This window comes from Methanomassiliicoccales archaeon LGM-DZ1 (assembly GCA_030168595.1).
Classification (GTDB): domain Archaea; phylum Thermoplasmatota; class Thermoplasmata; order Methanomassiliicoccales; family Methanomethylophilaceae; genus Methanomethylophilus.
Map to the genome: position 1 here is coordinate 1,072,505 of CP115556.1, position 21,884 is coordinate 1,094,388.

Consider the following 21,884-nt stretch of genomic DNA (forward strand, 5'->3'; position numbering starts at 1 on the left):
TGTTATAGAACCTATTATTATACGTTATGTTGGACGTTATTGAAAAATATCTTAACAATCTTTAAATGAAGAAAAATGCCCCGAAGCGCAGGGGCCTATGCAGACGCTGGGCATCATTTGCATTCGTCGATCGTCCCTTCCACATAGGGAACGTCCTGAGGAAGGTATCCGCCGGTCACAGCGTCCCAGAGGCCGTCCACTATGCTGTCGATCACCCTGTCGCGCAGCTCCCGGTAAGTGTCCGGATCGGATTTCTTCAGGGCCGCCGCCGAACGGTACACGGTGCCGTCCTCGGAAGTGAACCCTCCCCTCTCGGTCAGGATGGCATCCAGGTCGGAGACCCCGAAGCCCCCGTCGATCTCCAGCCTGACAGCTTTCATGAGGCGCTCGATGTCCTCGTACCTCTCACCTCTGAACCAGTATGCCATATGAGGCGGCCTACCGCCGTCGCAGGTTTATCTAGTTGACGGCCCCGGCATTCCGCCCTTTGTCCGTCCCCGTAAAAATCCTTATACTCCCCGCATATGGGATTCCGATTCAAATGGTAGATATCCGCGTCGTAGTCGTCGGCCCCAAGTTCGAGGGCAACGTCGGGGCCATAGCCAGGTGCATGGCTAACTTCGGCGTGAAGGAGCTTTATCTTGTTAATCCCTGCGAGATCGGCGACACCGCCATCGCCCGCTCCAAGCACGGGGACTACATCCTGAAGGACGCCGTCATATGCACCTCCCTGGAAGAGGCCGTCGACGGATGCTTCCTGGTCGTCGGGACCTCCGGCACCGTCACCAAGGGCGACAGCAACTACACCAGGATCCCGGTCGACGTGAGGACCTTCGCATCCATGTGCCGCGGATACCACGAGAAAATAGCGCTGGTCTTCGGCAGGGAAGACATCGGCCTGCTGCAGACCGAACTCAACAGGTGCGACGTCCTCGTCACCATACCTGCCGACGACGAGTATCCGGTCATGAACCTCTCCCATTCGGTCGGGGTCGTTCTGTACGAGATGTTCCAGGCGGTCCGCAAACCTGAGCACTGCAAACCCTGCAACAGCCACGAGAAGGAGCTCATGTACAAGTTCTTCGGCGATCTTCTGGAGGAGATCGACTACACCGAGCCGAGGAGGGAGGCGACCACCGTCATGTTCAGGAGGATGATGGGAAGGTCCGTGCCCACCGGTTACGAGTTCAACACCATCATGGGCGTCTTCGGCGATGCCGCGAAGGTCATCAGGAACCTTCAGAAAAGCGGAAAGAAATGGGAATGAAGACGAACGCGCCGGTGCTGCCCTGCATCGTCCCCTCGACGACCTCCGGGACCGACCCGGTCAGGTCCGCCGTCCGCCTCACCAGCATCTCGCGCTCCTGAGGGCCCAGCGGAGAATCGGTGAGGACCACCGCGCGCTTGCCCATGATATCCGTCCGGTAAAGCGGGAACGCCAGCGCGCCTTCCGCTGAGAACGCAGGGGACGCCCCGTTCCCGTACCCCAGAGTGTAGAACCTCCCGCCGAATATCAGTTCATACCTGCCGTCGCCCGCCAATGAGGCTATGCTCTCGACGGCGTGCTTGCGGAGGACCGCGAACTCGTCGATCAGAGGCGCGAAGTCCAAGGCCGACGAGTCCTCCCTGAACGCGGTATCGAGGTCCATCACGAAGATCCTGCAGTCCGGCACCGATTGTGCCAGGCTCTCGACCAGGGGCTCGAAGCGGGAGCGGGTGTCATCCGCCCTGAAAGGGACGGAGAGGACGTAGGTGACCCGTATCCCTGCGGAGGAGGCCACCTGCCCGAAGGCGAGAGCGGCGCTGTCCGCGGTCTGACCTCCGACGAATAATGAGACAACTGCGGCCGTGCGGCCGCTGAGATGCTCCAGGATGTCCCCGTCATGGATGAACATGGCGCGGAAGTAGCTCCCGTCCATATCGCCGGGGGCATCCCCCGAAGGGCCGTCCGAGAGGCATATGTCGGCATCCTCGCGGTCGATGGTCAAAAGCGGGAGCCCGCAGTCGGCGGCGGCCGCTCTTGCGGTCCTGCAGCCGTCGGTCCCGCACCCTACGATGACTACTCCCGTCATCCCTTCCTCTCCAGGCTCTCCCGGTACGCGGACGCGAGCTCGGAGGCGGGATCGCCGTCTGAGAACTCCTCGATCCCGTGGGACTCGGCCTCGGCGGCCGCTTCGAGGATACTCTCCCTCTCGGACGGGGACAGGCATTCGGCCAGAAGACGCGATACGGCCTCCAGCAGGAAATCGCTGCGCGATGCGAAGCGGTGCGAGCTCACGAGGGAATCCATCAGGACGAGCTCGTCGGAGGGGATTCTCGCAGTGAGCTTCATTGAACCGTCCATATGACCAGAACTTCAAAAGTGAGCGGGGGGAAACCCCCGCATGGATGAAAGGCGTTTCAGTTATTGCCGGTAAACGGGGATGCTCATCCGAAGAGAGCGGAGAGACCAGCGGCGGCTTCGTCCTCGCTGACCTTCTCTTCCTCGGCCTCGGCCTTCTTGTCTTCCTTGGGGGCCTCGGCGGCGGCTGCGGGAGCAGCTGCGGCGGCTGCGGGAGCGGCGACAGAGGCGTTAGCGATTGCCTCTTTGATGTCGACTCCCTCGAGGGAGGCAACGAGTGCCTTGACTTTCGCGGCATCAACTTCTACGCCTGCTGCGGTGAGAATGGCCGTGATGGCATCTTCGGTGATCTCTTTCCCAGCAGAGTAGAGGACCATTGCGCTGTAAATATACTGCATAATTCTTCAACTCCTTTATCCGAACAGAGCGCCGAGTCCTGCGGAAACCTCTTCCTCAGTTTCCTCTTCGCTCTTTTCTTCTTCTGCTTTCTGCTCCGCCGGTGCGGCGGGCTCTGCTGCGGCGCTAGCGGCAACAGGCGCGGAGGCGAGCCTCGCGGCGATGTCGTCGTTAGTGAATCCGGACGCAGAAGCAAGGGCAAGCATCTGCCTGTCTGCCTTCGCAAAAAGCGCTCCGATAGTATCTTTGGTCGGTATCGCGGCCTCAACAGACAGCGCAACTGCGCTCCTGTATGCCTTGGCGATAAGGGCAGGCATCGTCTCCTTCGCAGGGTATGCGATCTCGACAGCGAGCGCCATAGCGTCGTGGGCGGCCGTAGCGAACATAGATGTGTAATAATCATCAGGAATGTCGAGGACGTCCCTAGTGTAGACGATCCCATCGCCGAAAATCGCGTAAGCGTTCATTCCGACTTCCATGGGAAGAATCTCGAGCTTGGGAAGCATCGCGGCGATCTCGGGGGAGATGGCCTCACCCTGTTTGACGAGGGTGGTCTTCTTCTTGATGGTTATTTTCCCGTTCATGATCTGAGCGGGAAGGCCCAGTTTCTGAAGTTCACCGATGATGGGCCCGGGCCCGAAGGGGGTGGGTCCCTCAGGAACGACGATGTCGATGGGCGCGATCTGACCCGCTTTCGCGGGAGCCGGAGTGCTCGTCGCCTTCAGCTTCTTGAAGAGCTGGAAAGCGTTGATGTCCGTGGTAACGATCGCACACTGCCCGCCGACGTACTCCTTCAGCTTCTCCACGCCGGGCCTGACGGACGCGGCCTGCTCAAGAGCCAGATGAATAAGGTTGTTCTTAGTCATCTTGATCTTGGCATGCTGCCTCATGCCTGCCCTCATGGACTGGATCTGGGGAGCCGGGATCTCCTGCATGTCCACGATCGCTACGACCGGGTACTGCTGGATATCGGCGACGATCTCGTTCACGATGTCCTTCTTCCAACTTGCGACGTGTGCCATACTTGGACCTCCCTCACATCAGCCTCTCGGACGGTCCCATGGTGGTCTTGATGTAGGCGGAGTCGATGTTGTGCTTACCCTTTTCGAGCTTGTTCTCAACACGCTTCATGATGACATCGACGTTTTCGGCGATGTCATCCGCGGACATCTCAACGGTCCCGACGGGAACGTGGAAAGTCTTTCTGTCTTTTGTCCTGACGGTAACAGACTTGCGGAGGTTTGCGATCATCGGGGCCGGATCAACTCCGGGAGCGATGGGCTTAGGCATCTTTCCGCGGGGACCGAGAACGGTACCGAGCCTCTTACCGACGACCGCCATAAGGGGGGCCTCGGCGATGAAGTAATCGATGTCGTTCGCGATCTTCTTCGCCTGTTTCTTGTTGCCAGCGAGGGTCCCGAGTTCGTCGGGAGAGATCACTAGGTCAGCAACGTCCTTGGCTTTCAAGGCTAGTTCGCCACCGCCAATGACAGCGATCTTGATCGACTTTCCGCGGCCTTTCGGGAGGATGATCTCCTCCTGGATACGGTTCTTCGGAATGGTCAGGTCAACATCCCTGAGATTGACGGCCAACTCAACCGTTTCTACGAATTTGCGCTTCTTGGCGCTTTCGAGCGCCTTCTGCACAGCCATTACGGTTGGTTTTTCTGCCAATACAATTCCTCCTCGTAGTGATAGCGGACCGTGAGGCCCTTCTACGAGCGATTCATGCTCATTCTCTTTCCATATTTAAAGAAAACTATCATAAAGCATCCTCACGAGAAGAGGGCACGTGCGCTCATGTACGACGTGTACCTTAAAGAGCCGGAGCAGCTCTCTGACAGGACTGCCGGGGCACTTGCAGCCGTCACAGTCTAAAACACCAAAGATTCCGAAGAATCGGTTAAACTGTGTTTAATATGGATAGAAATGGGAATTTAAGTTGTGTTTAATATGGATAGAAATGGGAATTTAAGTGGTGTTTAATATGGATAGAAAAGGAATTTTTGATATACGTTTAAAGCATCTGGCTATTGATGACGCTGCCTTCCAGAATTTTCAAGAGAAAGATATACGGCTCCCTTCTCAAGTGGAAGAGCGAATCCAACGGAAGCTCGGCACTTCTCATACAGGGCGCCAGACGCATAGGGAAAAGTACAATCGCCGAAGAATTCGCCAAAAACGAATATGAATCGTATCTGTTGATCGATTTCAACAATCCTGGACCAAATCTTATCCATTACTTTGAAAACTATCAAACAGACCTGGACCGCCTATTTTTCCTGCTGCAGACGGAATACGGAGTAAACCTGACCCGCAGGAAAAGCCTAGTCATCTTTGATGAAATTCAGCTATTTCCCTTGGCCAGGAAGATGATCAAATATCTCGTGGCAGACGGACGTTACGATTACATCGAGACCGGGTCGCTGATATCTATCATGAACAGCATGAAAGGTTTCACTATCCCTTCCGAGGAAGAGGACCTCTGCATGTACCCCATGGATTTCGAGGAGTTCTGCTGGGCGTGCGACATGGAATTCATCCCGCAGGAAATCCGCAAGCACTACGCAAACAGAACACCGCTCGGTAGGGATGTACATGACACTCTCATGAACAAGTTCAGAGAGTACATGCTGATAGGAGGAATGCCGCAATCTGTTGCGACTTTCATCGAAACAAACGACTTAAACGAAGTTGAACGTACCAAAAGCCTCATCATATCGCTTTACCGTAAGGACATAACCCGCGAATCCGCTCTCAGTGGCAGAGCCGCCGAGATATTCGACCATGTTCCGTCGTTCCTTTCCGACAGCAGAAAACTGTTCAGGCCCGGAAAAATAGCTAAAGGAACGAGAATGGAGGATTACAGCAGAAGCATCTTGTGGCTTTCGGATGCGATGATCTGCAATGTCTGCTACAATGTGAATGATCCAGATGTTTCTCTCGACCTCACATTGGATAGGAACACGTTCAAATGCTACCTGTCCGATACCGGACTTCTCATCACGCTCTCCTTCAGCCGGGACATCCTTTCGAAAAAAGAGTTCTTCGCCTCGTTCACAAGAGGCAGCATTTCGATGAACGAGGGGATGATATTCGAGAATGCAGTCGCCCAGGCGCTGAAGGCAGGCGGGCACGAGCTCCGTTACTGCGAGTTCTATAACAAAGGTTCAACCCACATCCATGAAATCGATTTCCTTCTCCCGTGCGGCGCGGAGAAGATGTGCCCAATCGAGGCCAAATCAGGGAAAATATCCGACCGCCACATATCGCTGGACCGTTTCTGCGAAAAGTACCGTGACAGGATTGCGGGACCGATCGTGATCCACACCAAGGACCTACGCGAGGAAAAGGGGATCCTCTATATCCCTATCTATATGGCCTGGCTCTTATAATCGGCTCTGGTCCCGCCGTACCCATGGCCCTTCGGCATGACCGGCAGGGCCTCAGATATCGAGAACTTCATGATCTGATTAGCAGAATCCGATATGGTGCATGCAGAAACAACAAACTGCCGAATCTTGGCAACGGAATCGTGCCGTTCCGAATCTGTTTGCAAAAAGAACGGAAACAGAGATGAGCGGGGGAAGGCCCCCGCGGTGAAGTTTGAGATCAGTGAGCGATCTGGGCGTCGTAGACGCCGGCCTTCAGGTCCTTCTGGAAGACCTTGGGGTCCTTGCCGTCCACGGTGACGCCGCAGCTGACGCAGTTTCCGGCGACCTCGGAGACGCGGGCCCTCTCGGTTGCGCCGAGGAGGGAGTCCTGCTTCATCTCCGCGATCTTCTTGATCTGCTCGACGGTCAGGTTGCCCACGACGGTGGTCTTGGGGTTCCCGGACGCGGTCTCGAGGCCGAGCTCGTTCTTGATGAGCGCGGACACGGGAGGGGTTCCGACCTTGATGTCGAACGATTTGTCGGGGTTGATGAGGATCTTGACGGGGACCTTCATTCCCTCGAACGCCTTGGTCTTCTCATTGATCTTAGCGATGATCTGACCGATGTTAACTCCTTTAGGACCAAGTGCAGGGCCCAGAGGCGGACCTGCGGTGGCCTTGCCCCCGTCAACCAATGCCTCAACAGTATCTACCATGTTCAATTCTCCTTTTCAACGACCCTGACGCTGTCAGCCTTGACAGTTACAGGTATGGGGACCATCGCATCGACAAGCTCCACGGTGATCTCCTCTTTGTTCTCGTCGATCTTCTGGACGCGCGCCTTCTCACCCTTGAACGGGCCGGTGACGAGCTCCACCAGATCTCCTTCTTCAATACCGACGACGGCCGATACGGGCACCAGGTAGTGGCTGATCTCCTCGATGGAGGTCTCGCCGTCGATGAATGAATATGCTTTCTTGATGTCGCGGACCTTGACCCTGAGCTGGTCGGTGTTCATGCCCTCGACGAACACGTACCCCCTGAGCCCGATGGGGCTGAGGACGGCGTAGACGTCGCGCTCCCCCTTGTCGGCCCTGGCCATGAGGGCATCGACGACCTCCTTCTCGTGGTCCATCTGGGTCTTGAGGATCATGATGGACTGCCTGGCGACGGCGGTGAACAAGGCGGACGCCTCGCCGGCGTCGGAGGCGATGTGCACCTCGACGTTGACGGCATCCCCGTACCTCGCTCCCTTGGGGCAGATGATCTCGAGCTTGAGGATCTTGGCGGTCTTGCCCGGGAAGTCCACGGTCACGGAGTTCTTGGAACGGTAGTTCTCCCAGAGCTCGTTGCCCACAGAGTCGTACAGGGTAACGTTCCATTCGGGCGCGTCCTCGGCATCGGTCGTCACGCTGAACGACAGCTCGGCCTTGGGAGCGCCGGAAATCGCCTGGAAGTCCCAGTAGACCGTACCGCCGGCATGGACATCTTTCGATCCCGTCTCGCCGGTGAAGTTGGGGCCGCTGACTTCGTCTGACATTTTTCGCTCACCGCTCAGAAATAATCCGGAAGATAGGTCATCAGCCACATGATGAAGAAACCAAGCGCACCCAGGACTATGATCCCGATTGCCGAGATCTTGGAGGTCTTGAGGTACTCGTCCCTGTCCGGCGTGTGCGCCATCTGGAGGATCCTCCCGTACTTCCCCTTGCCGAGGTTTCTGATCTTCGACTCGAGGTCGTCCTGGATCTCCTGGGACCTGGTATCTGCATCGATGTCCGACATTCAAATCATCCTCGGGCCGTAAACGGCCGCGGCACTCTTTCGTTATCACTAGAACAACGATTAAGCAAACCCCTAACAAAGGACGCTTGTATTAAAGGTTTCGTCAGGGTTTCTTTTATAATAGAAAAGGCCCGCGGAACGGGAGGCTGGATGCTCTGCGTCCGCGCCAATCTAATAATGCTTTTATAGGGAACGCAGATGTACCTTCAAAAAACCCTTGAGGTGTTACCATGGAAGACGTTTTGTGCAACATCGAACTGGTCAAGGACAACAACTACTTCATCGCCAGGATCCAGAGCGAGTACAACGGCACCCGCGAGTACAAATCCTCGAACATCGAGGAGGTCCTCGAGCAGATGACGATGGACCTGCAGGAAGAGTTCGACTCCGCCTGATGGGGAGGGAATCTTATGGCGAACGAGATCAAGATGGTATGCGACGAAATGGACATGCTCGCTGAGGACACTACGATCCCCAGGAACATCAGGCGCAGCGCCCAGGAGGCCAAGAACAACCTCCTGAACGAGAAATACGCCCTCGACGTCCGCTGCGCAGGCGCCATGAACGTCCTCAGCGACCTCACCGGCGACAGCAACATGCCGATGCAGGCATACACCCTCATCCTCCAGATCCTCAGCCAGCTTGAGAAGATCTCGAAGGACTACGACGCCTCCAAGGGCAACTGATCGGTCCTGACATAAAGGACCGGCCACCGGCCGCGGCGGGAGACCGCTGCGGCCTTTTTTTTCTTAATTTTTCCGCGTATGAGCGGGACCGGCCGCAGGGGCCTGCCCGCCCTCACTTCTTGAGGAAACCGAGGAAGTTCTGGAATATCTCGGCCCCGTGCTCGGTGTTCTCCACCTCAGGGTGGAACTGGACGCCGTAGCGCTTCAGGGAGTCGTTGGCGACGCCCTCCACGGGGCAGTTCTCGGAGGACGCAGTGAGCCTGAACCCCTCGGGGACCTGCTTGACCTCGTCGTTGTGAGAGCAGACGACCGTGAACTCGTCCGGGAGGCCAGCGAAGAGATCGGAGTGGTCCTTCACGCTCAGCTTCACCTCCCCGAACTCGGGGACCTTGGCGGGGCCGAGCTCGGAACCGAAATGCTGGCACATGAACTGCATCCCGGCGCATATCCCCAGGATCGGATAGTCCGCCTTGTCGAGGTAATCGCCGTTGAACCCCATCCTGTTGGTGTCGCAGGCGACGCTGGGCGCTCCGCCGGACAGGAGCAGGCCGTCGAGGCCGCGGAGCTCGTCGAACGGGGTGTTGTTGGGGACGATCTTCGTCTCCACGCGCAGGTACTTCAGAACGCGCCATTCGCGGTGGGTCCACTGACCCCCGTTGTCGACGACATACACCTTCATGGGGCGGTGATTCCCCATCTTGGCTTATAATCCTAATGACGGAAGCGGAAGAGCTCTGCAGAAGGATGGTCCCCGCCTCTGTCCGCGGGCAATGTTTTTCACAGTGTCAGGCAATCTCTGTGCTGAGGCTGTAACATGGTCAAGCAGACGGCGGGGAGGGATGCTCTGGGGGATTTCGCCCCCAAATTCGCGGAACTGAACGATGACGTGCTCTTCGGAGAGGTATGGTCGAGGGAGGACAAGCTCTCCCTGCGCGACCGCTCCATCGTCACGGTGACCGCCCTGATGTCCAAGGGTATCCTCGACGAATCCCTGAAGTACCACATCGCCAACGCCAGGAAGAACGGCGTCACCGCCGGCGAGATGGCGGAGATCCTCACGCACGCGGCGTTCTACGCCGGATGGCCGAACGCCTGGGGCGCGTTCAGGTACGCCAAGGAGGTCTACGCCGACGATATCCAGAAGGCCAAGGCCGGGAAGCCCGCCCAGAAGGACTACTCCTATACCCAGGAGGACCTGAGGTACTTCCTGGAGAACATGAAGCCCGGGACGCTGATCAAGCTGAGGTCTCGCATGTGCGTCATCATGAACAGGGTCAGCCGGGAGACCATGGGGCTCTGCATGAAGCTCAACGACGGCTTCAAGACCGCCGACGAGCGCCGCGCCGAGTTCTCCAAGATCGTCGGCTACAAGGTGGACCCCAGGTTCAGGGTCTTCCCGCCGTTCTACTCCGACTTCGGGAAGAACATACACCTCGGGAAGAACGATTTCATCAACACCAGCTGCCACTTCCAGGACCAGGGCGGGATCTACCTCGGCGACCATGTGCTCATCGGCCACTCGGTGACGCTGGCCACCATCAACCATATCCAGGACCCGGCGAAGAGGGGCGACACCGTCTGCTACCCGATCACCATCGGGAACAACGTGTGGATCGGCGCCAACTCCACCGTCGTCGGGGGCGTCACCATCGGCGACGGGGCGATCATCGCCGCCGGCGCGGTGGTCACCAAGGACGTTCCCCCGTACACCGTGTACGGCGGGGTCCCGGCCAAGTTCATCAAGAACGTCGATATGGATGAGGAAGAGCGTCTGCAGCTGAAACCTCAGCCGAAGGATTGAACCGGTCACTGGCCGCCGTCTCTGTATCTTTTCCGATAAAAGGACGATGAACGGGGCCCGCAGAGGGCCCCGGAAATGTTTCCGGACTTCACTCCCACTCGATGGTCGCCGGCGGCTTGCTGGTGATGTCGTAGACCACGCGGTTCACCTGGCTCTTCATCTCGTCGGTGATCCTCGACGAGATCCTCCTGAGGAGGGCTATGGGCAGGGAGGAGAAGTTGGCGGTCATGCCGTCGACAGAGTCCACGGCGCGGACCGCCACGGTGTACCCGTAGGCGCGCCTGTCCCCCTGGACCCCGACCGACCTGGTGGGCAGGAGCACGGCGAAGTACTGCCAGGGGCGGACGGCCTCGCCGCTGCCCACAGACTTCATGATCTCGTCCTCGACGATGAAGCAGGCGTTGCGGACGATCTCCACCTTCTCGGGGGTGACCTCGCCGAGGCACCTGATGGCCAGGGCCGGCCCGGGGAAGGGCTGCCTCTCGGAGGCCTCGACACCGAGCTTCCTGGCCACGGCGCGGACCTCGTCCTTGTAAAGGTCGCGGAGAGGCTCGACGAGGGACATGTTCATGTCCTTCGGGAGACCGCCGACGTTGTGGTGGGACTTGATGGTGTCCCTGACCCCGTCGCCGCTCTCGATCCAGTCCGGGGCGATGGTGCCCTGGAGCAGGTGCGTGGCCCCGAAGTTCTTCGCGTACCTCTCGAAGACCCTGATGAACTTCTCGCCGATGATCTTCCTCTTCTGCTCCGGGTCGGTGACCCCTTTCAGGGCGCCGAAGTACTCGTCGGCGGCACGGGCGACAGCGTAGTTGATGCCCATGTGCTTCATCATGGCCTCGACCTCCTCGGTCTCGCCCTTCCTCATGAGCCCGCTGTCCACATAGACCGCCAGCAGGCGGTCCCCGATGGCCTTCGAGGCGAGAGTGGCGGTGACCATGGAGTCGACCCCTCCGGAGCAGGCGATGATCGCCTTCCCGGGTGCCGGGATCTGCTCCTTGATAGAAGCGATGGCCTCGTCGATGAACTCCTGCTCGTCGAAGAATCCCGACATCACTCCACCTTCCTGGCTTCCTCGGCGACGGCCTCGGAGTCCCTCTCGACCTTGGCGGCCATGGCCTCCCTGTCGTCCTTCAGCTTCTGAGCGAGGGCAGGGTCGGAAAGTGCCAGGATCTCCACGGCAAGGGTAGCGGCGTTGTCGCCGCGGTCCATGCCCACGCAGGCCACGGGGATCCCCGGGGGCATCTGCACGATGCTGAGGAGGGCGTCGTAGTTCAGTGCGCCGCTGGCAGGGACACCGATGACGGGCTTGACCGTGAAGCTGGCGATCACTCCCGGCAGGGCGGCGGAGAGCCCGGCGACGGAGATGAAAACATCCGCGTCGGAACCGGTGACGAGCTTCTCCACCCTTGCGGGCGTGCGGTGCGCCGATGCGACAGCGATATCGTAGGCCACGCCGTATTTCTTGAGGACTTTGATCGCCTTCTCCGCTACTGGGAAATCAGACTTGCTCCCGGTGATGATGAAGACCTTTGACATATGCTGAGAGCACCAGCGACGCAATAGTTAATCATTGCGCGCAGCGGCGCATGGCGTTCAGGGCCTGAACTCCAGCCGGCAGATGTTCATATTCATCGCCCTGTCGAAGAACCGGCACATGAGCCTCATGCCTGCAGGGACGCCTTCGGACTTCAGATCAACGTAACCTCCCAGGTACCTCCTGGACGATACCGATATCCTGTCGGACCAGCCGCCGATCTCCGATACCGGGTCGCTGATGCAGAAATACCCGCTGATATCGCTGATGCCCATGTTCTCCAGCGTCTTCTTCATCAGCAGCCTCTGCCCGGTCCTGCCGACGGTGTCGAAGACCAGGCGCCCGCCGGGGAACGCTTCCAGGAGCCTGAGGACGAGGTCCCTGACCTCCCCGGCCCTGAAATAGTGGAAGACCCCGGCAGCGAACAGGAACACGCCTTCCTCCGGCTCGATCTCCTTTATCCAGGAGGGGTCGCTGAGGTCCGCGGCGATGTTCGTCTCCCTCCCCATGGGCGGGAGCAGTTCGTTCCTTATCCCGATGACATCGGGGCGGTCGATGTTGTACAGCCTCATCTTCCCGTTATCGCCGATCAGCGGCGTCTGATCGAGCCCGCACCCCATGTTCACCACGAATGCCCCCGGATGCAGTTCCAGATAGGCCTTCATCTCCTCCAGGATGTCCCTGGGGCGGAGGATCCCCTCCAGGGCGCCGAACCGCCATGCGGCGGTGCGCTTCTTCTTATCGAGTTCGGCGAAATCATAATCCAGACGGCCGGCCGCGGCGGCCGAGTACGGGTCATCGAGTATCCCGGGGTAAAGCTCGCTCCCCAGCTTCCTCCCGTAGAGAGGGATGATCAGGGTCTCCTGCACAGTGTTCTCGGCGATATGGTATCTCTCCATTCGGTTCACCAGTTCCCGCGATCCCTTTCCGTCCCCTCCGGGCCGCGCGGCCTCTGTGCAGGAGGGGGCGGACAGCGCCCTTCCGGCTGCTCCGAAGGATGTGCAAGCATGCGCGCCGCGGACTCGCGGCGCATTGCCTGCCGGCTGAATACCGTTCTGAGTACTATTAGTTTATCCTAAATCTCGAACGGCAGCGATCAGAAGGTCCCCGGATCATCCGCGCCGATGAGCCAGTCCATCACATTGACGATCTCTATCCCGTTTTCCGTCCCGAGACCCAGACGATCCAAGGTCAAGATGGTCTTAGGGAAATTGTCGCCGACAGACGACAGCGGCCTCAGTTCCCTTTCACGAGCCTCCTGCGGCATCATCGATAGGCAGACCTGGTAATATTCCACCCTGCCGTTCCTCATAGCCGTGAAATCGATCTCTCTGTCGCGGTAACTCCCTACATGTACAGTATACCCCCGCCTCAGCAGTTCCAGGTACACAGTGTTCTCCAGCGGGCGGCTGATATCGGTGCCTTCGGCCCCTATGAGAGCGGCATTGCGCAGGCCGAGATCGGAGGCATAGAACTTCGCATTCGTCTTCAGTATCCTCTTGCCGATGATGTCATAACGTTCGGCACGGCGGAACAGGAATGCCTCCTCGAGCTTTCCGACATAACGGTTTACTGTGACCGGCCCAATGCCGATGGCTTTGGCAATCATATCCGTGTTCGTGATATTGCCGATATTGCTGTACAGGAATCTCGCTATGGCGCGGAGAGTGTTGGCATCTCCTGTGCCTAGGCGCGCGAGAACGTCGTCTACAAGCACGGTATTGAATATCCCTGTGAGCTGCGCACGGCAGAATTCCTCGCCGCGGGATGGGTCGACCTCGGGGAGCGCTCCGAAACGCAGGTATTCGGAGAACCTGCGTTCATTGTCGCCAGGATGCAGTTCCAGGTATTCCGGGAACGAAAACGGAAGGATCGCTATTTCCACAAACCTGCCGGCGATGTGCGTGGCGAGTTCGGATGACAGCAGTTTAGAGTTGGAACCTGTTATATACACATCGCAGCGGCCGGTGTTGATCAGATGGGATACGGACTTCTCCCACCCCGCGACGTTCTGAATCTCATCGAGGAATACGTATTTCCTGCCGCTCTTGCCGATCCTTTCCAAAAGCGCACGGTCCAATTCATCTGAGGTGCCTACATCTCTGAATTCGAAAGTCTCGAAGTTCATCTTGATGATGTCCTTCGGATCGGTACCGCCGGAGATCAGATCGGAGATATACTGGTCCAGCAGCGTAGATTTGCCGACGCGCCTCATGCCTGTGACGACCTTGACGACATCGGTCAGGTCCTTTCCTGACCTGAGCCTGTCCAGATATCTTTCCCTGATGACCTCCTTCTGCATACGGGGTATGATGCGATTTCAATTGAAAAAGTTTTCATTGATGAAAACATTTCCGATGAATTTGAATTTGTTTTTATTGATGAAAGAATTTTACGTGAAATATGTCTTCTGCAATGCCCTTCCGGAAGAAATGGGATGCATGCATACGCTCCGAAAATTCACAGCCCGAACGCTGCGAAATCAGAGCGCTCAGTCATCAAGACCCAGACATCTAGCAGGCGGACATTTGCAGCAAGAATCCGTTCCCATTCATGGGCTGCATAGTCCGACAGAGCCGGACCCGCGATGAAGAGCAGAACGCTCGAGAACAGGAGAAAAATTCAAAGAAAGGAAGGGGACCGGCCCGGAGGCCGGGCCCCGCTGAATCGGTTCAGCTTTTGAGAAGTGCGACCAGGAAGATCCCGACAGCGATCAGCGCGCCGATGAGGATTCCGATCAGGTTGACAAGGGCATCGTAGAAGACATCCCAAGCCGCCACATCGCAGAAGGGCTCGACATCGCTCCAAGCAATCATGTAGAGCCATGCGAAGCCGATGATGAGGCCCGCAAGGGTGAGGATGATGCCGTACGCCTTGTTCTTGCCTTTCCCGAAGTACGCGGAGAAGATGCCCGCCGCAATGGCCACCACGGCGAACGCGATGACGATCACCGTGATGAATTCCCAGATGGTCCAATCCATAATTCAGCCTCCGATTCAGAGGATGCCCGCGGGCACCCGAATGTACGGATGATGCAGGTTTACCATAAAAAGGTTTATGGGTTTGTCCAACAGACCAGCCTGACAGTCTGACAGGGCCCGCACGTATGCCTCCGGCAGCGCCGGACGGGAGCGGGACAGCCCCTGCTGGATGGTCATGGATTACCCATCCCAGTCGCTCTTCGAATTTCGAAGAAATTGGATTTGCTTAATATATCGGAAGAGTGTTCATAATTAAACGAATCCGATATATTCAAATAGAAGGGCATCATATGCCTAAATATAGGGTTTTTGGAGGTTTCATGAATTTTTCGGGCACAGTCCAAGGCGTGAACTCCGAGGGGCGCATCATCGCCAGATGCGAGGAAGCTCCCGACATCGGCTCCCGCGTGACGGATTCCCGGAAGAGGATAGTGGGGACGGTCAAACGCGTGTTCGGCCCGGTCGACGGGCCGTACGCATCGATCGCTCCTGCGGCCGACATACCCAGAGAAACATTCGCCGAGGGCGCCAAGCTGTACTTCGGCGGCACAGATCCGAGGAGAAGAAATGCCAAAAAACAGAGAAGAGACCGAGGAAATCAAAGTCTGTCCCGAGTGCGGAAGCCACCATCTGGTGCGCGACTACGAGAGGGGAGAACTGGTATGCGAGGACTGCGGTCTCGTGCTCGATGACCAGTTCATCGACCAGGGGCCCGAGTGGAGGGCCTTCGACGTGGAGCAGGGAGAGAAAAGGGCCCGTACCGGGTCCCCCATGACCTACACCATCCACGACAAGGGTCTGTCGACTGAGATCTCCTGGAAGAACAAGGACAGTTACGGCAAGAGCATCCCCACCAGGAACCGTGCCCAGCTGTACAGGCTGAGGAAATGGCAGCGCAGGATCCGCGTCTCGAACGCGACCGAGAGGAACCTCGCTTACGCCCTCTCCGAGCTCGACAGGATGGCGTCCGCCATGGGCCTCCCCAGGAACGTCAGGGAGACCGCCGCCATGATCTACAGGAAAGCGGTCAACAAGAACCTCATCAGGGGAAGGTCCATCGAGGGCGTCGTCGCAGCATCCCTCTACGCCGCCTGCAGGCAGTGCGGGGTCCCCAGGACGCTCGACGAGGTCGCCGGCTCCTCCAGGGTCGGAAGGAAGGAGATCGGGAGGACCTACAGGTTCATGACCAGGGAGCTCAAGCTCAAGCTCATGCCCACCAAGCCCCAGGACTATGTCCAGAGGTTCTGCTCCGAGCTCAAGCTGAGCGGAGAAGTGCAGACCAAGGCCGCCGATATCCTCAAGGACGCCTCCGAGAAGGAGCTCACCTCCGGGAGAGGACCGACCGGGGTCGCCGCCGCGGCCATCTACATCTCCTCGATCCTGTGCAACGAGCGCAGGACCCAGAGGGAGGTGGCCGATGTCGCCGGCGTGACCGAGGTCACCATCAGGAACAGGTACAAGGAGCTCACCGAGAAGCTCGGCATCGAGATCCAGCTCTGAAACCCCTCCCCCCTCAGCCCAGAGGGGCTCCGGCCGCTGTGCCAGCAGTTCAGCGGCATCCGGCCGGGCATCGTTTTCTATCCCTTCCGCCATGGCGCACGCATGCACGGGGAAGGCTGCATCATCTGTGGGAAGGAGCTCATTTATTCGACGGAGGAGAGGGACGCCGTCTGCTCGATATGCGGGAAGAAGACGAGAACGTCCATATGGTGCCCGGAAGGCCATTATGTGTGCGACGACTGCTGCCGCGCACCTTCCCGGGCGGCCGTCGTCAGGGCCTGCCTGGAATCGGAAGAGAAGGACCCGGTAAAGCTGGCGGAGTCGATCATGCACAATCCGTCGGTCTGCATGCACGGGCCGGAGCACCACATACTGGACGCCTGCGCCCTAGCGGCCGCCTACAGGAACTGCGGAGGGAAGATAGACCTGGAGAGCGCGCTCAGGGAGCTGGTATCCAGGATGTCGGCCGTCCCGGGAGGGGTCTGCGGGAGGTACGGCTGCTGCGGGTCCGCCGTCGCCTGCGGCGCGTTCGTCAGCACCGTCACCGGCACCACCCCTCTCAGCGGGAGCACCTGGGCGCTGGCCAACCGCATGACGTCGGAATGCCTCGCGGCGGTCGGAAGCATCGGAGGACCCAGATGCTGCAAGAGGGACTCCTTCCTCAGCCTCGGCGCGGCCGCCCGCTTCATCACGGAGAACATGGGGGTCCCCATGCCCTCGTCGGTCCCCGTATGCATGTTCAGCGCGAGGAACGCCCAGTGCCTGGGCGAGGCCTGCCCGTTCAATCCGGGGCACGGACGCAGGCGAACGAACCCGCAGGGTGGGTTTTATCTAGATACCCAGATATTAGGGGGGCAGTGATACCATGGGACTGAGTGACAAGTTCAAAAGCGCTCTGAACAAGACCGTGGATAAGCTCGACGACACCATCGAACGCGCCGGCGAGGACGACAAGGCCCACATCGACAGGTACGTCAAGGACCTGGGGCTCTCGAACAAGACGAAGGACGCCGCCCAGGACCTCCTCGCCAAGGCCTCCGCGAAGGACGCCGACGGCAAGGAGCTCGTGTACAGCGGCAGGAACAGGGCCGGCGCCTGCGTCTACATCGCCGCCAAGCAGAACGGCGAAGCGAAATCCCTCGAGGACGTCGCCCGCGTAGCCCACACCGTCCAGTCCGAGCTCAGGAAGTACTGTCTCGACGTCAAGGACAAGCTGAAGATCGATGTCGAGATCGAGGCCGAGTCCTCCGCCGCGAAGACGGAAGAGAAGAAGGAGCGAGACTAAACCATTTCCCGGGGCCTTCGGGCCCTGTTTTTCTCAGCCAAGAGGCATATCGCATGAAGGGGGCGCCTGTGCGCATCATCGAACCGTCCGAGAGGACCGCTTTCGCGTACCGCATAGAGGGAGGCATGGACGCCCGCGACCTCGACGAGATCGAGGCCATGGACTCCGGGTACGTGACCGGCGAGAACTGGCCGTCGATCGTCTCGGAATCGGTGGACGTCAGGCACCGCATGAGGTACATGCGCGGCCGCTCGCTCGGCTTCCGCTACCTGGGGACCGTGGATCCGGATTACTGGAGGTTCCTGCGGGGCATCGACCCCGACCTGCCGCCCATCGCGGCCTGGATGTGCTCCGAGTTCTACCTCAACGGCACCGAGAGGGTATCGGACATCCTGGAGAACCTGGAGCAGGTCAACCCCCTGAGATACTCCAAGCCGCGTGCGAACGGGACTTACCGCAGGAAAGTCCGGGACATGATGGAACGTTCCGCCGGGGATGCGGGCCTCGGGCAGGTGGCGGGGGACGGCCTCCTTGACGACCTCGCCCTCGAGCGCGTGCCGGTGGGCAGGTTCGGATCCACGGAGATCGAGGAGATCGGCGGAGGGGCATACTCGATGAGGTTGGTCCTCTCGGTTCGCTACATCGGCCGTCTGAAGCCGCCGGGGACGGTCTGACATCATACCCGCGGTCAAGGTTTGAACCATTTGAACTGAAGGTAGCGGACGACATCCCCGACCCTGCAGAAGAGGATCTCCTTCCTCACACCGCCCGAGAGGCGAACAGTCCTGGAAATCTCCGGCCACATGGCCACCTTGGAATCCTGGAAAGCGTGGACGAGATAACGCGCATGGCATTCGTCCGGGGACCCCTCATAGACGCGGAAATGCGTCCCGTACTTGAACCCGGTCTTCACGATCAGCCCGCGGGACCGGAGGTCCTCGTAGGCCCTCAGGCGCAGCCCGAACTCGTTCTGGCTCTTGCGGCCGATGGACTTGATGTCATCGGCTGAGAGGACCTCCCCCTTGCGGTCGCGGACCGTCAGGCCGCCGTTCTTAACGAGATAGCATCCCTCGATAAGGGAGAGCTGCAGGACCCCCTGCATGCCCTTCCCATAGAATGAATCAGCATAGAGCGCAGCCCCCTGTTCCGTGTCGAAGACGAATATCCTGTCCCCGACGATAGTCCCGGATACCCCGGGAGCGGGCTTCCCGAGGACCTTCCCGCGGGGGTCCGTCTCCGACATCTTGTAGTAGGTAACGTCGCCCTCTTCGTCGACGACCCCGTAGAGGAGCTCCTTGCCGCGGTCCTTGGTCTGCTCCGCCTCGTCGGCGGAGAGACCGAAATCGACGGCATCCCTCTCCGATACTGCGCAGACGAGGTAAGCGGGAGACGCTGCCGACGGCTGCTCCCCGCGGGCGTAGACGCGGAGGTCGAAGCCGCCGGACTCGGGCTTCACGATGAAACCCCTCTCCCTGAGGTCTTTGTAAACCTGGTACTTGGCCACGAAACCGGGAGTGTGCGCGGAGGCGTACTCGAAGAGCTTCGGGAAATCGACCTTCCTCTTCCCAGATACGACCTCCAGCCTCTCCGCCTGCACCAGGAAGGCGGCCTCGACCAGGTCGAGTTCGAGGAACCCTCCGCTCATCGGGTAGCCGAAGCAGCCCTTGGAGTAGGTCTGGCTCGCTTCCCTGACGTCGCGGATGAAAACAGAACACCCTTCGAGAACGCCCGGCATGATGCGGCCCCATGATGTCCGGCGGATAAAGTTTGTTCGATTGAAGTCTCGGACAATCGCCTGAACAGCCTGTTATGAACGATCGCGGCCATCGGATGCGTATGGAATATGCATCCGCTTTCCCGGAAGGAATGGAACCGGGAGGGGAAACCCCTCCCGAAAAGTATCACTCCATCCCAGACTTCGGGAGGGTCCCCTCGAGGGCCTGCTCATAGCCGTAAAGGTCGAGGAGGCCGTGCCCGGAGAGGTTGAAGACGATGGTCTTGGCCTCGTTCTTCTCCTTGCATTCGAGCGCCTTGTCGATGGCGCACTTGACCGCATGGCAGGATTCCGGCGCGGGGATGATGCCCTCGGTCCTGGCGAAGGTTATGCCGGCCGCGAAGGTCTCGGTCTGGTCGTAAGATACCGCGGAGATCCTGTGCTGGTCGAAGGCCGCGGAGACCAGCGGCGACATGCCGTGGTACCTCAGGCCGCCGGCGTGGATCGCGGGCGGGATGTACTGGCTGCCCAGGGTGTACATCATCATCATGGGGGTCAGGCCGGCGGTGTCCCCGTAGTCGTACTTGAACTCCCCGCGGGTGAGGGACGGGGCCGCTTTGGGTTCGACGGCGATGATCTCGCAGTCCTTGTGCTTGCCCTGCATCTTCTCGCGCAGGAACGGGAAGGTGAAACCGGCGAAGTTGCTTCCGCCGCCGACGCAGGCGATCATGTAGTCCGGCTCGATCTCGCCGATGGCGAACTGCTGCAGGGCCTCCTCGCCGATGACGGTCTGGTGGAGCATGACATGGTTCATGACGCTGCCCAGGGCATAGCAGGTGTGCTCGTCCTTGGCGGCCATCTCGCAGGCCTCGGAGATGGCGATGCCCAGGGACCCGGAGGTCTCGGGGTGCTCCTTGAGGACCTTCCTCCCGAACTCGGTATACTCCGAGGGAGAAGCGTAGACCGTCGCGCCGTAGGTGTTGATGATGGTCTTTCTCAGCGGTTTCGCCATGTAGCTCCCTTTCACCATGAAGATGGTGCTCTTGATGTCGAAGAGGTTGGACACCATGGCGAGGGCGGTCCCCCACTGGCCCGCACCGGTCTCGGTGGTGAGGGTGTGTATCCCCGACTCGGCATTGTAATATGCCTGAGCGAGGGCAGTGTTCCCCTTGTGGGACCCCAGAGGGCTCATGTCCTCTCTTTTGAAGTAAATCTTAGCAGGAGTCTTGAGGTATTTCTCCAGCCGGTATGCGCGCTGGAGGGGGGAGGGGCGGTTGAGGGAGATCAGGGCGTCCCTTACCTCCTCAGGGATGTCGATGTACCTCTCCTTGGAGAGCTCCTGCTTGATGATGGGGTCGCAGAAGATCGCTTTGAACTCCTCGGCCTTGACCGGTTCTTTCGTGACCGGGTTGATCATCGGCTTGAGGTTTGGCAGGTCCGCTGCCATGTTGTACCATTTCTTCGGGATGTCCTCAGGATTGAGGCCGATTCTCGCGTCCTTGGGAATTGCCATGGTGCACCCGAGTGCGCTGATTATGTTTAATGATTCGCCTCAAAACTGCAATAGTGTATGTAAACATACATCAAAGTACTGATGTTCATCTCATCGTATCGGAAAGGCAGGAAGGCACGGACGTCCGCGGAGAACGGACGGCGGCCCGGAGACCGGACCCTGCAAAAATCCCATTATAATAAACTAAAATGGTTATTTGTTATCGTTTTCAATCATTTATGAACAGAAGAAGAACCGGAAATAAACAAAGTTATTTATAGAAGTTCTGTACTATACAACCATTAGTTGTAAACCGAGAGAGAACAACTAGGAACAGAGCGAGTGATTGAAATGGCCGACATGGACACCATCCTTTCCATCGTGGAGAACCCGACCCGGAGGAAGATACTTCAGGCTGTGGTCAGGGAACCCCATTACCCCCTGCAGCTTTCCAAAGAACTTGGAATAAGCCAGCAGGCGGTCGTGAAGAACCTCAACCTGATGGAGAGGGAAGGCCTCGTCGAGAGCTATCATCAGAGCAGCGACAGAGGGCCGGACAGGATCTTCTACAGACCCAGTTCGGAATTCAGCATCACCATAGACATGCGCAACAGCATGTTCGAGGTGAGGATGATCCCGACCGGGAACACGAAGAGCCAGGCATCAAAGGATAAGGCCCCTGCTCAGCCGGCGAAGACTCATGACGAGAGGCGCCTGGAATCGGTCCGTGCGGACATCTCGGCCATCGACAGGCAGCTCAACGAGTTCGACAGGAAAAGGTGCCAGCTGGTCCAGCAGAGGAACGACCTCATAGATTCGTTCCTGGCCGAGACCGACATACGGAACCTCGACTACGAGCACCGGCAGCTGCTCTACGATATGCTGAACAGGCCTAACTGGAGCGCCGGGGACATCTCCCGGAACCTCGGTTTCAATGAGAGCACAGTGTCCGAGATGATCTCGGACATCATGAAAATGGTAAGAATGGAGTGATTG

Annotated in this window: 28 protein-coding genes; 11 read left to right on the plus strand and 17 right to left on the minus strand. The window is 58.7% G+C overall.

Annotated features, from left to right (window positions below):
• Window positions 1-113 precede the first annotated feature (113 nt).
• Window positions 114-428, minus strand: a complete 315-nt coding sequence (locus O8W32_05155) for a hypothetical protein (GenBank protein ID WII08561.1) — start codon at window positions 426-428, stop codon at window positions 114-116.
• 113 nt (window positions 429-541) lie between these two features.
• Here O8W32_05155 and O8W32_05160 point away from each other — a divergent pair, with 113 nt between their 5' ends.
• Window positions 542-1,267 carry an RNA methyltransferase gene (locus tag O8W32_05160; GenBank protein WII08562.1) on the plus strand — a complete coding sequence of 242 codons (726 nt, stop codon included), beginning with the start codon at window positions 542-544 and terminating at the stop codon, window positions 1,265-1,267.
• On the opposite strand, the gene O8W32_05165 is transcribed toward O8W32_05160, so the two are convergent.
• The 5 genes from O8W32_05165 to O8W32_05185 all read right to left on the minus strand — a co-directional run bounded on the left by O8W32_05165 (window position 1,230) and on the right by O8W32_05185 (window position 4,411).
• Entirely contained in the window at window positions 1,230-2,072 is an 843-nt protein-coding gene (locus O8W32_05165; protein ID WII08563.1) for a hypothetical protein, read from the minus strand. The two genes, O8W32_05160 and O8W32_05165, sit on opposite strands and share 38 nt — an antisense overlap.
• Window positions 2,069-2,344, minus strand: a complete 276-nt coding sequence (locus O8W32_05170) for a hypothetical protein (protein WII08564.1) — start codon at window positions 2,342-2,344, stop codon at window positions 2,069-2,071. The genes O8W32_05165 and O8W32_05170 overlap by 4 nt, the downstream gene beginning before the upstream one ends.
• Before the next feature lie 83 nt (window positions 2,345-2,427).
• A complete protein-coding gene (gene rpl12p / locus O8W32_05175) occupies window positions 2,428-2,739 on the minus strand; it encodes a 50S ribosomal protein P1 (protein WII08565.1) in 312 nt (103 codons plus the stop codon).
• Window positions 2,740-2,754: 15 nt separating this feature from the next.
• On the minus strand, window positions 2,755-3,759 hold the full coding sequence (locus O8W32_05180; protein ID WII08566.1) for a 50S ribosomal protein L10: 1,005 nt from the start codon (window positions 3,757-3,759) through the stop codon (window positions 2,755-2,757).
• 13 nt (window positions 3,760-3,772) lie between these two features.
• Window positions 3,773-4,411, minus strand: a complete 639-nt coding sequence (locus tag O8W32_05185) for a 50S ribosomal protein L1 (GenBank protein WII08567.1) — start codon at window positions 4,409-4,411, stop codon at window positions 3,773-3,775.
• 30 nt (window positions 4,412-4,441) lie between these two features.
• Here O8W32_05185 and O8W32_05190 point away from each other — a divergent pair, with 30 nt between their 5' ends.
• Both O8W32_05190 and O8W32_05195 read left to right on the plus strand, forming a co-directional pair.
• Window positions 4,442-4,615, plus strand: a complete 174-nt coding sequence (locus O8W32_05190; GenBank protein WII08568.1) for a hypothetical protein — start codon at window positions 4,442-4,444, stop codon at window positions 4,613-4,615.
• Window positions 4,616-4,773: 158 nt separating this feature from the next.
• A complete protein-coding gene (locus tag O8W32_05195) occupies window positions 4,774-6,132 on the plus strand; it encodes an AAA family ATPase (GenBank protein WII08569.1) in 1,359 nt (452 codons plus the stop codon).
• Between the two features lie 217 nt (window positions 6,133-6,349).
• On the opposite strand, the gene O8W32_05200 is transcribed toward O8W32_05195, so the two are convergent.
• The 3 genes from O8W32_05200 to O8W32_05210 are packed head-to-tail and all read right to left on the minus strand — an operon-like array spanning window position 6,350 to window position 7,895.
• A complete protein-coding gene (locus O8W32_05200) occupies window positions 6,350-6,826 on the minus strand; it encodes a 50S ribosomal protein L11 (protein ID WII08570.1) in 477 nt (158 codons plus the stop codon).
• 2 nt (window positions 6,827-6,828) lie between these two features.
• The gene (locus O8W32_05205; GenBank protein WII08571.1) at window positions 6,829-7,650 is read right to left on the minus strand and encodes a transcription elongation factor Spt5; all 822 of its coding nucleotides are present in this window, start codon (window positions 7,648-7,650) and stop codon (window positions 6,829-6,831) included.
• Window positions 7,651-7,664: 14 nt separating this feature from the next.
• Window positions 7,665-7,895 (minus strand): protein translocase SEC61 complex subunit gamma, encoded by a 231-nt coding sequence (locus O8W32_05210; protein ID WII08572.1) that lies wholly within the window; start codon window positions 7,893-7,895, stop codon window positions 7,665-7,667.
• 230 nt (window positions 7,896-8,125) lie between these two features.
• On the opposite strand from O8W32_05210, the gene O8W32_05215 reads away from it, so the two are divergent.
• Both O8W32_05215 and O8W32_05220 read left to right on the plus strand, forming a co-directional pair.
• A complete protein-coding gene (locus O8W32_05215) occupies window positions 8,126-8,290 on the plus strand; it encodes a hypothetical protein (GenBank protein WII08573.1) in 165 nt (54 codons plus the stop codon).
• Window positions 8,291-8,305: 15 nt separating this feature from the next.
• The gene (locus O8W32_05220) at window positions 8,306-8,581 is read left to right on the plus strand and encodes a UPF0147 family protein (GenBank protein ID WII08574.1); all 276 of its coding nucleotides are present in this window, start codon (window positions 8,306-8,308) and stop codon (window positions 8,579-8,581) included.
• Between the two features lie 112 nt (window positions 8,582-8,693).
• Here O8W32_05220 and O8W32_05225 read toward each other — a convergent pair whose 3' ends face one another.
• Window positions 8,694-9,260 (minus strand): GMP synthase subunit A, encoded by a 567-nt coding sequence (locus tag O8W32_05225; GenBank protein ID WII08575.1) that lies wholly within the window; start codon window positions 9,258-9,260, stop codon window positions 8,694-8,696.
• A 135-nt stretch (window positions 9,261-9,395) separates the two neighbouring features.
• Here O8W32_05225 and O8W32_05230 point away from each other — a divergent pair, with 135 nt between their 5' ends.
• The gene (locus tag O8W32_05230; protein ID WII08576.1) at window positions 9,396-10,382 is read left to right on the plus strand and encodes a carboxymuconolactone decarboxylase family protein; all 987 of its coding nucleotides are present in this window, start codon (window positions 9,396-9,398) and stop codon (window positions 10,380-10,382) included.
• Between the two features lie 88 nt (window positions 10,383-10,470).
• Here O8W32_05230 and guaA read toward each other — a convergent pair whose 3' ends face one another.
• The 5 genes from guaA to O8W32_05255 all read right to left on the minus strand — a co-directional run bounded on the left by guaA (window position 10,471) and on the right by O8W32_05255 (window position 14,897).
• A complete protein-coding gene (gene guaA / locus O8W32_05235; GenBank protein ID WII08577.1) occupies window positions 10,471-11,433 on the minus strand; it encodes a glutamine-hydrolyzing GMP synthase in 963 nt (320 codons plus the stop codon).
• On the minus strand, window positions 11,433-11,918 hold the full coding sequence (purE, locus tag O8W32_05240; GenBank protein ID WII08578.1) for a 5-(carboxyamino)imidazole ribonucleotide mutase: 486 nt from the start codon (window positions 11,916-11,918) through the stop codon (window positions 11,433-11,435). Before purE ends, guaA begins: the two co-directional genes overlap by 1 nt.
• 57 nt (window positions 11,919-11,975) lie before the next feature.
• Entirely contained in the window at window positions 11,976-12,815 is an 840-nt protein-coding gene (locus tag O8W32_05245) for a class I SAM-dependent methyltransferase (GenBank protein WII08579.1), read from the minus strand.
• A 197-nt stretch (window positions 12,816-13,012) separates the two neighbouring features.
• The gene (locus O8W32_05250; GenBank protein ID WII08580.1) at window positions 13,013-14,218 is read right to left on the minus strand and encodes an ATP-binding protein; all 1,206 of its coding nucleotides are present in this window, start codon (window positions 14,216-14,218) and stop codon (window positions 13,013-13,015) included.
• Window positions 14,219-14,588: 370 nt separating this feature from the next.
• Window positions 14,589-14,897, minus strand: a complete 309-nt coding sequence (locus tag O8W32_05255) for a hypothetical protein (GenBank protein WII08581.1) — start codon at window positions 14,895-14,897, stop codon at window positions 14,589-14,591.
• A 567-nt stretch (window positions 14,898-15,464) separates the two neighbouring features.
• On the opposite strand from O8W32_05255, the gene O8W32_05260 reads away from it, so the two are divergent.
• The 4 genes from O8W32_05260 to O8W32_05275 all read left to right on the plus strand — a co-directional run bounded on the left by O8W32_05260 (window position 15,465) and on the right by O8W32_05275 (window position 18,356).
• Window positions 15,465-16,397, plus strand: a complete 933-nt coding sequence (locus O8W32_05260; protein WII08582.1) for a transcription initiation factor IIB — start codon at window positions 15,465-15,467, stop codon at window positions 16,395-16,397.
• Between the two features lie 102 nt (window positions 16,398-16,499).
• Window positions 16,500-17,258, plus strand: coding sequence for a DUF5714 domain-containing protein (locus O8W32_05265; protein ID WII08583.1), 759 nt, complete (start codon window positions 16,500-16,502; stop codon window positions 17,256-17,258).
• Window positions 17,259-17,262: 4 nt separating this feature from the next.
• Entirely contained in the window at window positions 17,263-17,682 is a 420-nt protein-coding gene (locus tag O8W32_05270) for a cyclin family protein (GenBank protein WII08584.1), read from the plus strand.
• 53 nt (window positions 17,683-17,735) lie between these two features.
• A complete protein-coding gene (locus O8W32_05275) occupies window positions 17,736-18,356 on the plus strand; it encodes an HpaII family restriction endonuclease (GenBank protein WII08585.1) in 621 nt (206 codons plus the stop codon).
• A 14-nt stretch (window positions 18,357-18,370) separates the two neighbouring features.
• Here the strand turns inward: O8W32_05275 and endA are convergent, their stop codons facing one another.
• Both endA and O8W32_05285 read right to left on the minus strand, forming a co-directional pair.
• Window positions 18,371-19,417: a tRNA-intron lyase gene (gene endA / locus O8W32_05280; protein ID WII08586.1), complete on the minus strand. Its 1,047-nt coding sequence runs from the start codon at window positions 19,415-19,417 to the stop codon at window positions 18,371-18,373.
• A 166-nt stretch (window positions 19,418-19,583) separates the two neighbouring features.
• Window positions 19,584-20,909 (minus strand): TrpB-like pyridoxal phosphate-dependent enzyme, encoded by a 1,326-nt coding sequence (locus tag O8W32_05285; protein WII08587.1) that lies wholly within the window; start codon window positions 20,907-20,909, stop codon window positions 19,584-19,586.
• 330 nt (window positions 20,910-21,239) lie between these two features.
• Here O8W32_05285 and O8W32_05290 point away from each other — a divergent pair, with 330 nt between their 5' ends.
• A complete protein-coding gene (locus O8W32_05290; protein WII08588.1) occupies window positions 21,240-21,881 on the plus strand; it encodes an ArsR family transcriptional regulator in 642 nt (213 codons plus the stop codon).
• Window positions 21,882-21,884: the final 3 nt, after the last annotated feature.

Bases quoted from the DNA above. Each gene is read 5' to 3' on its own strand.
- O8W32_05220 (WII08574.1), top strand. From the start codon at position 8,306: ATGGCGAACGAGATCAAGATGGTATGCGACGAAATGGACATGCTCGCT.
- O8W32_05210 (WII08572.1), bottom strand. From the start codon at position 7,895: ATGTCGGACATCGATGCAGATACCAGGTCCCAGGAGATCCAGGACGAC.
- O8W32_05290 (WII08588.1), top strand. From the start codon at position 21,240: ATGGCCGACATGGACACCATCCTTTCCATCGTGGAGAACCCGACCCGG.
- guaA (WII08577.1), bottom strand. From the start codon at position 11,433: ATGTCGGGATTCTTCGACGAGCAGGAGTTCATCGACGAGGCCATCGCT.
- O8W32_05230 (WII08576.1), top strand. From the start codon at position 9,396: ATGGTCAAGCAGACGGCGGGGAGGGATGCTCTGGGGGATTTCGCCCCC.
- rpl12p (WII08565.1), bottom strand. From the start codon at position 2,739: ATGCAGTATATTTACAGCGCAATGGTCCTCTACTCTGCTGGGAAAGAG.
- O8W32_05215 (WII08573.1), top strand. From the start codon at position 8,126: ATGGAAGACGTTTTGTGCAACATCGAACTGGTCAAGGACAACAACTAC.
- O8W32_05270 (WII08584.1), top strand. From the start codon at position 17,263: ATGGGACTGAGTGACAAGTTCAAAAGCGCTCTGAACAAGACCGTGGAT.
- O8W32_05265 (WII08583.1), top strand. From the start codon at position 16,500: ATGCACGGGGAAGGCTGCATCATCTGTGGGAAGGAGCTCATTTATTCG.
- purE (WII08578.1), bottom strand. From the start codon at position 11,918: ATGTCAAAGGTCTTCATCATCACCGGGAGCAAGTCTGATTTCCCAGTA.
- O8W32_05255 (WII08581.1), bottom strand. From the start codon at position 14,897: ATGGATTGGACCATCTGGGAATTCATCACGGTGATCGTCATCGCGTTC.
- O8W32_05245 (WII08579.1), bottom strand. From the start codon at position 12,815: ATGGAGAGATACCATATCGCCGAGAACACTGTGCAGGAGACCCTGATC.
- O8W32_05275 (WII08585.1), top strand. From the start codon at position 17,736: ATGAAGGGGGCGCCTGTGCGCATCATCGAACCGTCCGAGAGGACCGCT.
- O8W32_05165 (WII08563.1), bottom strand. From the start codon at position 2,072: ATGACGGGAGTAGTCATCGTAGGGTGCGGGACCGACGGCTGCAGGACC.
- O8W32_05160 (WII08562.1), top strand. From the start codon at position 542: ATGGTAGATATCCGCGTCGTAGTCGTCGGCCCCAAGTTCGAGGGCAAC.
- O8W32_05195 (WII08569.1), top strand. From the start codon at position 4,774: ATGACGCTGCCTTCCAGAATTTTCAAGAGAAAGATATACGGCTCCCTT.
- O8W32_05180 (WII08566.1), bottom strand. From the start codon at position 3,759: ATGGCACACGTCGCAAGTTGGAAGAAGGACATCGTGAACGAGATCGTC.
- O8W32_05170 (WII08564.1), bottom strand. From the start codon at position 2,344: ATGGACGGTTCAATGAAGCTCACTGCGAGAATCCCCTCCGACGAGCTC.
- O8W32_05250 (WII08580.1), bottom strand. From the start codon at position 14,218: ATGCAGAAGGAGGTCATCAGGGAAAGATATCTGGACAGGCTCAGGTCA.
- O8W32_05205 (WII08571.1), bottom strand. From the start codon at position 7,650: ATGTCAGACGAAGTCAGCGGCCCCAACTTCACCGGCGAGACGGGATCG.
- O8W32_05260 (WII08582.1), top strand. From the start codon at position 15,465: ATGCCAAAAAACAGAGAAGAGACCGAGGAAATCAAAGTCTGTCCCGAG.
- endA (WII08586.1), bottom strand. From the start codon at position 19,417: ATGCCGGGCGTTCTCGAAGGGTGTTCTGTTTTCATCCGCGACGTCAGG.
- O8W32_05225 (WII08575.1), bottom strand. From the start codon at position 9,260: ATGAAGGTGTATGTCGTCGACAACGGGGGTCAGTGGACCCACCGCGAA.
- O8W32_05285 (WII08587.1), bottom strand. From the start codon at position 20,909: ATGGCAATTCCCAAGGACGCGAGAATCGGCCTCAATCCTGAGGACATC.
- O8W32_05155 (WII08561.1), bottom strand. From the start codon at position 428: ATGGCATACTGGTTCAGAGGTGAGAGGTACGAGGACATCGAGCGCCTC.
- O8W32_05200 (WII08570.1), bottom strand. From the start codon at position 6,826: ATGGTAGATACTGTTGAGGCATTGGTTGACGGGGGCAAGGCCACCGCA.